8 protein-coding genes are annotated in these 7,806 nt (G+C 68.2%); 4 read left to right on the forward strand and 4 right to left on the reverse strand.

Annotation, left to right across the window (positions count from 1 at the left end; all coding sequences use genetic code 11):
- Nucleotides 1-146: 146 nt before the first annotated feature.
- Nucleotides 147-1,241, reverse strand: a complete 1,095-nt coding sequence (locus ISU10_RS22365) for a DNA polymerase IV (RefSeq protein WP_194698668.1) — start codon at nt 1,239-1,241, stop codon at nt 147-149.
- The gene (locus ISU10_RS22370; protein ID WP_194698669.1) at nt 1,238-2,356 is read right to left on the reverse strand and encodes an FUSC family protein; all 1,119 of its coding nucleotides are present in this window, start codon (nt 2,354-2,356) and stop codon (nt 1,238-1,240) included. The genes ISU10_RS22365 and ISU10_RS22370 overlap by 4 nt, the downstream gene beginning before the upstream one ends.
- Before the next feature lie 54 nt (nt 2,357-2,410).
- Between ISU10_RS22370 and ISU10_RS22375 the strand changes: the two genes are divergently transcribed.
- From ISU10_RS22375 to ISU10_RS22385, 3 genes are all read left to right on the forward strand, one after another.
- A complete protein-coding gene (locus tag ISU10_RS22375) occupies nt 2,411-3,811 on the forward strand; it encodes a WS/DGAT/MGAT family O-acyltransferase (protein ID WP_194698670.1) in 1,401 nt (466 codons plus the stop codon).
- A 232-nt stretch (nt 3,812-4,043) separates the two neighbouring features.
- On the forward strand, nt 4,044-4,292 hold the full coding sequence (locus tag ISU10_RS22380; RefSeq protein WP_194698671.1) for an antitoxin: 249 nt from the start codon (nt 4,044-4,046) through the stop codon (nt 4,290-4,292).
- The gene (locus ISU10_RS22385; RefSeq protein WP_194698672.1) at nt 4,289-4,714 is read left to right on the forward strand and encodes a TA system VapC family ribonuclease toxin; all 426 of its coding nucleotides are present in this window, start codon (nt 4,289-4,291) and stop codon (nt 4,712-4,714) included. The genes ISU10_RS22380 and ISU10_RS22385 overlap by 4 nt, the downstream gene beginning before the upstream one ends.
- On the opposite strand, the gene ISU10_RS22390 is transcribed toward ISU10_RS22385, so the two are convergent.
- Both ISU10_RS22390 and ISU10_RS22395 read right to left on the reverse strand, forming a co-directional pair.
- The gene (locus ISU10_RS22390; RefSeq protein ID WP_194698673.1) at nt 4,711-5,535 is read right to left on the reverse strand and encodes an oxidoreductase; all 825 of its coding nucleotides are present in this window, start codon (nt 5,533-5,535) and stop codon (nt 4,711-4,713) included. The two genes, ISU10_RS22385 and ISU10_RS22390, sit on opposite strands and share 4 nt — an antisense overlap.
- Complete coding sequence (locus ISU10_RS22395; protein WP_194698674.1) at nt 5,528-6,700, reverse strand: site-specific DNA-methyltransferase; 1,173 nt, start codon at nt 6,698-6,700, stop codon at nt 5,528-5,530. Before ISU10_RS22395 ends, ISU10_RS22390 begins: the two co-directional genes overlap by 8 nt.
- A 218-nt stretch (nt 6,701-6,918) precedes the next feature.
- Here ISU10_RS22395 and ISU10_RS22400 point away from each other — a divergent pair, with 218 nt between their 5' ends.
- Entirely contained in the window at nt 6,919-7,224 is a 306-nt protein-coding gene (locus ISU10_RS22400; protein ID WP_194698675.1) for a GIY-YIG nuclease family protein, read from the forward strand.
- The last annotated feature ends 582 nt before the right edge of the window (nt 7,225-7,806 follow it).

A 7,806-nucleotide genomic window follows, 5' to 3' on the forward strand; every position in this document is an offset into this window, starting at 1 on the left:
AACCCCAAAGCCTTCGTGTGGACCAAGACAGCCGACGAGATCCTCGCCAAGCTCGGACGACTTATACGACGAACTTCAAATCCGGGTCACTAGCGCGCCTTCCTCAACCGGCGAGGGGTGGTCTCGTCTGGTTTCGAGACAGGCAGCTAACGGTCGTAACCGCCCTCGGGAGGCACCATCTCCAAGCGCACCCCGAGCAGTCGCACGGGCTTGTCCGGCTCGACCTTCTCGAGCAGCGCGACGGCGACGTCGCCCAGCACGGCCGGGTCGTTCGAAGGCTCCTTGAGCTTGCGCGAGCGGGTCAGGGTGAAGAAGTTGCGGTAGCGGATCTTGAGGTGCACGCGCATCGCGGGCCTGCCCTCGGCATCGATGTCATGAACGACGCGGGCCGCGAGCTCACGCACCGCGTCTGGCACCTGCTCCCACGTGAGGTCCTGCTGGTAGGTCTCCTCGCGGCCATGGGCACGCGGCACCCACGGTGTCGCATCGACGGGCGAGCTGTCGACGCCCCGCCCCAGGCGGTGGAACCACGGCCCCATCGTGGGACCGAACTCCCCCACCAGTGCGTCGATGTCGGACGTCGCCAGGTCGGTCACGGTCTCGATGCCGTGAGCCGACAGCCGTCCGGCGATCTTGTTGCCCACGCCCCACAGTGCCCGCGTCGGGCGAGCGCCCATCTCGTCGTACCAGGTCTCGTCGGTGATGGCGTAGATCCCGCCCCGCAGTTGACTGGGCTTGCCGAAGTCCGTGGCGATCTTGGCCTGCAGCTTGTTGTTGCCGATGCCGACCGAGCAGTGCAGGCGGGTGCGTTCGAGAACCGCCGCGCGCACCCGCCTCGCCATCTCCACGGGGTCGCCCAGGTCGCCATGGCCCTCGCCTGCACCGAGGAACGCCTCGTCCCAGCCGAGCACCTCCAGCACGACCGGCACGCCACCCCACTCGAGTGCCCGGATCGCCGCCATCACCTCCGCGGACGCAGCGAGGTAATGGGGAGCATCGACCGGCAGGAAGACCGCGTCGGGGCACTTCTTGTAGGCCGTGCGCAGTGGCATGCCCGAGCGGATGCCGAACTCGCGCGCCTCGTAGGACGCGGTGGAGACGACCGCACGCTCGTTGACGATGCCGCGTCCGCCGACCACGACGGGCTTGCCGGCGAGCTCCGGCCTGCGCAGGATCTCCACGGCTGCCAGGAACATGTCGAGGTCGACGTGGAGCACCCAACGTGGCGATCCGGGGCTCATGCCGCGTCCCGCGGTGGTGGCAGCAGGTCGGTCGACTCGACCTCGTCGAGCCCGGTGAGCAGCAGCAGGTCGGCCACCACCGACCGGATCTGGGCGAGCAGTACGTCGGTGTTGAGGTCGGCGGTGCGCTCGACCTCACCGGTCGCGTTGCCGACAGCCACCAGGATGGGGCGCGCAGCCAAAGCCATGCGGTCGGCCATCAGCTCGCGCGCGACCACCTCAGCCGCGTCGGCGAGGTCGACGCACAGCCTGGCGTAGCTCGCTGGCACCGGCCGGTGGCGATAGGCGGTGATCGCGGTGCGTCGGACGAGCACTCTGGTGCTGCGCAGCGCCCGGTCGATCGGGTCGACCAGGTCGACCATCCGGCGTACGCCGGGCTTGTGCCGCACGCGAAACGGCGACGACGCCACCACTGCCAGGCCCTCGTCTGCGGCGGCGCGCAGCTCGGTGACGTAGTGGTCGGTCGAGCGCGCGTCGGCCAGGAGGTCGAGTGCGGGCTCGACCTCGCCGTCGACCATCACCTCGGCGGCAGCGCGCAGCAGCTCCTCGACCTTGCGGACCACCCGAGCGGCCTGCTCGCGCGGCCGTCTCAGGGGCGCTGCGGGCACGACCGTCGCCGCCACCAGCGCGACCACGCCCCCGACGACTGCATCGGTCCATCTGGTCAGAGCCGCACCGGGATCGGGCACCAGGGTCGCCACCACGATCGACTGCACGGCGGCCTGCATCATGAACAGCTGACCGCCGTCCAGCAGGATCGCCGTGGACATCGCCAGCGCCACGATGACCGTCAGCTGCCACCAACCCGAGCCGATGCCGGACACGATCAGGTCGGCGAGGAAGACCCCGACGGCCACCCCCACGGTCACCTCGGCAACCCGCCGCAGCCGCTGGCCGTAGGACGTGCCGAGGCTGACCACGGCCGCGATCGGCGCGAAGAACGGGGTCGCGTGGCCGAGCAGGTCATGGGCGACCAGCCACGCGAGGCCCGCTGCGATCGCACACTGGCCGACCTGCCAGCTCTTCGAGCGCCACCGGTCGAGCCGGGCGTCCACGGACGTGCGCCCGCGCCTCCACAGCCGGTCGAGCGAGTCCGCCCTCCCCTGCCCCTCCATGCGTCCGATCCTTCCAGAGCCTGCCGACGTCCAGGCGGGCCTAGGATCGCCAGCGTGGCCACCCCACTGGACCCGACCGCGCTGGGCTTCCTCCTCGCCGAGAACAGGCGGATGCCGATGCACGTCGGCGGCCTCCAGCTCTACCGCAAGCCGCCCGATGCCGGGCGCAACTATGTGCGCGACCTGTTCGAGTCGATGCGTGACACCATCGACATCGCCCCGTTGTTCCTCAAGCGGCCCTACCGATCGATCAAGACCGCTGGCCAGTGGGTGTGGGTCGAGGACGACCAGTTCGACATCGACCACCACGTCCGCCACAGCGCGCTGCCCAAGCCCGGCCGCGTCCGTGAGCTGTTCGAGCTGTGCTCGCGCCTTCACTCGACCCGGCTGGCGACCGAGCGTCCGCTGTGGGAGTGGCACCTCATCGAGGGGCTGCGCGACGGTCGGATCGCGATGTACACCAAGCTGCACCACTCGCTGGTCGACGGCATCGCCGCGATGAGGCTGCTGCAGAGCATCGTCTCCAGCGACCCCGACGAGCGCGACATGCCGGCGCCGTGGGCCAAGCGACCGCCCCGCTCCAAGATCGGCAAGGCCCAGGAGGCCGCCGAGCACGCGACGGCCGGAGAGGCGCTGAGCGCACTGAAGACCGCGCTCGGCATCAGCGCCGACGCGGCCGGAATCCCCAAGGCGCTCGTCCAGACGCTGAACCGCAGCCTGCGCAACGAGACCTCGACGCTGGCTCTCTTCGCCCCCAACACCATCCTCAACCGAGAGATCACGGCATCACGACGATTTGCCGCGCAGGACTGGCCCCTCGAACGCATCCGGGCGATCGGCAAGGCCACCGGCACGACGCTCAACGACGTCGTGCTCGCGATGTGCAGTGGCGCGATGCGCACCTACCTGTCCGAGCTTGATGCGCTGCCCGAGACCTCCTTGATCGCGATGGTGCCGGTCGGCCTCCACGCCAAGGCGCGCCATGCGGGCACCGGCGGCAACGCCGTCGGCTCGATCATGGTCAAGCTCGGCACCGACCTCGAGGATCCGCTCGACCGGCTGCTGCTGATCCACGCCTCGATGCTCGACGGCAAGCAGGCCCTGGCCCAGATGACGCCCCTGCAGATCCAGGCGATGAGCGCCGTGGGCCAGGTACCCGCCATCTTGCCGACCTTGCTCGGCATGACCAACATGGTGCGCCCGGCGTACAACCTGGTGATCTCCAACGTCCCCGGCCCCCGCACCACCCAGTACTTCAACGGCGCCGAGATGCTGGGCACCTACCCGTTGTCCGTGCCGATCGACGGCAACGCCCTCAACATCACCTGCAACTCCTATGCCGAGCAGATGGCGTTCGGGCTCACCGGCTGCCGGCGTACGGTCCCGCACCTCCAGCGGATCCTGACCTACCTCGATGACGAGATCTCCGCGCTGGAGAAGGTCGCGGGCGTCTGACGACCTCCTCGCGTCGGTTGGCTCTCACGGCCCTCACGTACGCCGTCCTCCACCACCTCGGACTCCTTCCCGACGGCTTGGGTGCGGGTCCGGAGGGCGCGCCGCGCCCGGGCAGACCGCGTGCCGTGGGCACCGACGCTCTCGGGCTCCTACTCGCCGCACGCCGTCGCAACCGCGGTGACGTGGTTGCTGATGCGGGTGATGCTCTGCGTGTGATGATATGATCATCACCATGCGCACGACGGTCAATATCGACGACCGCCTTCTCGAGTGGGCCAAGGAAGTGGCCAAGGAGCGCGCCGTCACGTTGGGAGACCTGGTCGACGAAGCCCTGCAGAGACTGCTCATGACTCCACACCCCGAGGAGGGACCCGAGCTGCCGGTCTTCCCTGGTGGCGGAGAGGTCCTGCCAGGTGTCGACCTCACCAGCAACCGCTCCATGTTCGAAGCTCTGGACGACCCCGCGGGCGGGCACACGTGAACGTCCTCGACGTCAATGTGCTGGTGGCCCTGCACCGACCCCAACACCAACACCACGACGTCGCCCGACAGTGGTGGCAGGAGACCAGCGACCGCGGTGAGCAACTCACGGTTCCCGATCTGATCTGGGTCGGCTTCACCCGCGTCGTGACTCACCGTCGAATCTTCTCGGCGCCCTCGACGCCTGAGCAGGCTTGGGGATTCGTGGAAGCCATGAGGACGCAAGGAAGCTACGTCCACTACTCCGGGCATCCCAGGCTGATGGACGCCTTCGGACGCTACCTCCACGATGCCGGCGCCGCGGCAGACCTCGTGACCGACGCCTACATCGCCGCAGCGGCCACGACGCTCGGGGCCACCCTTGTCACCTTCGATCGTGACTTCCGGCGCTTCGATGACCTGTCCGTGCTGGAGCTCACCTAGCGATACTGCGTGTTGATCATCGCGTCGAAGACGCGGTCGGGAAGCAAGCGCCGGGCCAGCACCAACGAACCGGCCCCCTTGCCGACCGGGTAGCGGATGGCGGGATGCCGAGCCGTCGCGGCTTTGACGATCTTCTTGGCCACGACGTCGGGATCGGTGCCGGCCCAGCCGGTGTCACCGCGCTCCATCGTCTTGTAGATGCGTTGCGAGCGCTCCTCGTAGGCGCCGCCGCGGCTGATCTCGACGAGGCCGTCGCGGGCGATGGTGTTCCATTCGGTGATGATCGGGCCCGGCTCGACGATCACGACCTTGATGCCGAACGGCGCCAGCTCCAGGCGCAGGCTGTCGCTGAGACCTTCGAGTGCGAACTTCGTTGCGTGGTACCACGCGCCGAGCGGCTCGTAGAACTTCCCACCGACCGAGCTGATGTTGATGATCCGGCCGCTCTGCTGCTTGCGCATCGCAGGCAAGGCCAGCTGCACGAGCCGGGCCAGGCCGAAGATGTTGACCTCGAACTGCCTCCTGGCCTCGTCGATCGGCACGTCCTCCACGGCGCCGTAGGACCCGTAGCCCGCGTTGTTGACGAGCACGTCGAGGCGACCCTGCTCATCGATGATCCGCTGGACTCCGTCGACCATCGAGGCGTCGTCAGTGACGTCCATCGCAAAGGTCTGCACCCCGGAGTCTGCGAGCCCGGACATCCTGTCGACGCGACGAGCCACGCCGTACGTCGTGAAGCCGGCCTCGGCCAGCCTGCGGGCAGTCACCTCCCCGATGCCGCTGGAAGCACCGGTCACCAGGGCCACGCGCGTGTCACTCATCGATCCAGCCTTCGTTCGGGGGTTGAGGTGCGAGCCGGCGAGCCTCGAAACCGCCGCCGAGGAGCGCGTCCACTGCCGTCAGTCTTGCGCGCGTGATGTCGGCGACGGTCGCGTAGCCGGCCAGGTCGGCGTTGGACCCCGGCCGCACGGCCTCCGCCGAGTTGACGCTGATGCAGCGGCGGGTGCCGCCGTCGGCCTGGTTCTGGAGTGCGACCGCGTGGCCGGTCGTGCCCGACCCGGCGAAGAAGTCGAGCACCACTGCGTCGGCCGGCATCGTCTGGAGGATCCGGCGGATCATGCCGGTGGGCTTCGGCGACTCGAAGACGTGTCCCAGGATCTCCTTCAGCTCGGCAACGGCCGTGTCGGTCGAGCCGATCTCCTCGGCCAGCCAGATCGTGCGCAGCTTCTTGCGCCGACCCTCATGGAGCCAGTCCTTCTGGAAGACGTCGACCCGCCCACCGAGCCGGCCCTTGACGACGCGGCACACGAGGTCGTCGAGACGTTGCTCGATCAGCGGTGCCGACCAGCGCCACACTGCCGGTCGACCATCACCGAAGACCGGCTCGATCTCGACCGCGCCCACGAACGGAGCGGTACTGACCCGCCCGCCGACCGGGTCGCCGTACACCGGGAAGTGCAGGGTGCGCGCGGTCACCGGGTTGAACTTCTTGTTGGTGTTGCGCAGCGGCAGGTGTCGATAGCGCCGACCGTCTGGGGCGACCAGGGGGAAGTCGGCGGGGTCCACGGTGTCGGGCGAGCTCGCATCGAGGACGCAGGTGCGCGGGTCGCGGGCATAGGCGAGCAGGTACTCGTGAGAGGTCGCAAATCCCTTGCCGAGCTGGCGTCCCTTGGCATTGAGGTTGACCACGACCTGGGCCAGGAAGCTTGCCTGCCCGAACACCTCGTCCATCAGCAACCGCAGTCGCGCCTGCTGGTTGTCGTCGATGCTGACGAAGATCGCACCGCTGTCGGACATGACCTCCCGCGCAGCCACCAGGCGCGGCCGCATCATCTCCACCCACTCACCACCGCGATAGTCGTCGCGGTAGGCGAACGCGTTCCCCGTGTTGTACGGCGGGTCGATGTAGATCAGGTCGACCCGCTCCCCCAGCCTCTGCAACACCTCGAGGTTGTCGCCCTCGACGAAGGTGTTCCACACGCCCACGCCCCGACTGTAGAGGTGCACCTCCCGACGGCTGAGGAGGTTGCGCAGCAACCGTCTCAACCAATCCCCGCTGGTTGAGGAGGTTGCGCAGCAACCGTCTCGAAACCACCCCCACCGCCGGTTGAGGAGGTTGCGCAGCAACCGTCTCGAAACCATGCTCGTCCACAGGCCTACGCACGGGCCTTGAAGCCGCCTCCCGCGACGGCGACCATCGCCCGATGGCCTGGGTGTACATCCTCGAGTGCTCGGATGGCTCGTACTACGTCGGCAGCACGATCGACTTGGAGACACGCGTCAGCAAGCACCAGCAAGGACTGGGTGCTGCGTACACCCGCCATCGACTTCCAGTCGCATTGAGGTGGGCTGCGGAGTTCGCGCGGATCGACGACGCATACGCCTTCGAGAAACGCGTCCAAGGGTGGAGCCGACGCAAGCGCGAGGCCCTGATGCGCGGCGACCTGGCCGCCCTTCGCGGTCTGGCATCCAGGAGCTGGACGTCTCTTCGGGACCGGACCGAAGACTGACGTCACCTGTAGTGGTTTCGAGACGGTTGCTGCGCAACCTCCTCAACCAGCGGGCGGGGTGGTTACGAGACGGTTGCGCCCAACCTCCTCAACCAGCGGGCGGAGTGGTTTCGAGACGGTTGCTGCGCAGCCTCCTCAACCGGCGGGCGGAGTGGTTTCGAGACGGTTGCTGCGCAGCCTCCTCAACCAGCCGGCGGTGGGGGTGGTTTCGAGACGGTTGCTGCGCAGCCTCCTCAACCGGCGGTGGGGTTGGTTTCGAGACGGTTGCTGCGCAACCTCCTCAACCCGCGGGCGGGGTGGTTTCGAGACGGTTGCTGCGCAGCCTCCTCAACCAGCGGGCGGAGTGGTTACGAGACGGTTGCGCCCAACCTCCTCAACCAGCGGGCGGAGTGGTTTCGAGACGGTTGCTGCGCAGCCTCCTCAACCGGCGGTGGGGGTGGTTACGAGACGGTTGCTGCGCAACCTCCTCAACCCGCGGGCGGAGTGGTTTCGAGACGGTTGCTGCGCAGCCTCCTCAACCAGCGGGCGGAGTGGTTACGAGACGGTTGCGCCCAACCTCCTCAACCAGCGGGCGGAGTGGTT

The organism is Nocardioides agariphilus (assembly GCF_015352445.1).
Lineage (GTDB): Bacteria > Actinomycetota > Actinomycetes > Propionibacteriales > Nocardioidaceae > Nocardioides > Nocardioides agariphilus.

What these genes read in the sequence shown, in the direction of transcription:
- ISU10_RS22380 (WP_194698671.1), top strand. Translation starts at nt 4,044, where the DNA reads ATGCGCACGACGGTCAATATCGACGACCGCCTTCTCGAGTGGGCCAAG.
- ISU10_RS22370 (WP_194698669.1), bottom strand. Translation starts at nt 2,356, where the DNA reads ATGGAGGGGCAGGGGAGGGCGGACTCGCTCGACCGGCTGTGGAGGCGC.
- ISU10_RS22390 (WP_194698673.1), bottom strand. Translation starts at nt 5,535, where the DNA reads ATGAGTGACACGCGCGTGGCCCTGGTGACCGGTGCTTCCAGCGGCATC.
- ISU10_RS22400 (WP_194698675.1), top strand. Translation starts at nt 6,919, where the DNA reads ATGGCCTGGGTGTACATCCTCGAGTGCTCGGATGGCTCGTACTACGTC.
- ISU10_RS22365 (WP_194698668.1), bottom strand. Translation starts at nt 1,241, where the DNA reads ATGAGCCCCGGATCGCCACGTTGGGTGCTCCACGTCGACCTCGACATG.